The organism is Mycobacterium hackensackense (assembly GCF_025822555.1).
Taxonomy (GTDB): Bacteria; Actinomycetota; Actinomycetes; order Mycobacteriales; family Mycobacteriaceae; genus Mycobacterium; species Mycobacterium fluoranthenivorans.
In genome coordinates, this window is record NZ_JACKUC010000048.1 from 1 (window position 1) to 697 (window position 697).

General features: G+C 67.0%; 2 protein-coding genes. One reads left to right on the top strand and one right to left on the bottom strand.

Going from position 1 to position 697, the window contains the following annotated elements; genetic code table 11:
• On the bottom strand, window positions 1–279 hold a 279-nt coding region (locus tag H7J86_RS31690), incomplete at its 3' end, for a LacI family DNA-binding transcriptional regulator (protein ID WP_267295821.1).
• Between the two features lie 78 nt (window positions 280–357).
• On the opposite strand from H7J86_RS31690, the gene H7J86_RS31695 reads away from it, so the two are divergent.
• The coding region (locus H7J86_RS31695) for a Gfo/Idh/MocA family oxidoreductase (protein WP_267295823.1) at window positions 358–697 on the top strand (340 nt) is incomplete at its 3' end.

Consider the following 697-nt stretch of genomic DNA (forward strand, 5'->3'; position numbering starts at 1 on the left):
CTCGTAGCCGAAGTCGTCGGCCGCGGCGTACACACCGTCGATCAGTTCGGCATGGAACTCCTGTCCGGCAGCGAAGGTGACCCCCAGCAGCTTGGTGCGCAGCTGGCGCAGTCGTCGGGCTCGTGGATCGGGCCGGTATCCGATGTCGTCGGCGGCCCGCCGCACCCTGGCCCGTGTCTCCTCGCTGGCGCCGGGGGCATCACGCATGACGATGGACACCAGGGCGCGCGAGACGCCCGCATGGCGGGCGACGTCCTCCAACGTCGGTCGGGACTGCATCCCAAGAGGCTAGAAGGTTCTAGTTCTTCGTGCTTTACTAGTCTCCACTAGAACGTTCTAGTCGATCGGAGAAGGAAGATGTCGGAGTCACTGTCATGTGGTCTCATCGGGGCCGGCTGGATCGGCTCGTATCACGGCGAGACGCTGGCGCACCGGCTTCCCGATGTGCATCTGGAAGCGGTCGCCGATCTCGACGAGACTGCCGCACAGCGGCTTTCCGCTCAGCGGCACTACCGTGACCCGCTTGAGCTGATCGCCGATCCGGCGATCGACGCCGTCGCCATCTGCTCACCCGCCGCCACGCATACCGACCTCGTGGTCGCCGCGGCCCAGGCGGGCAAGCATGTGTTCTGCGAGAAGCCGATGGCACTCACCCTGCCCGACGCGGACCGCGCCATCGAGGCGGCCCGGGACGCCG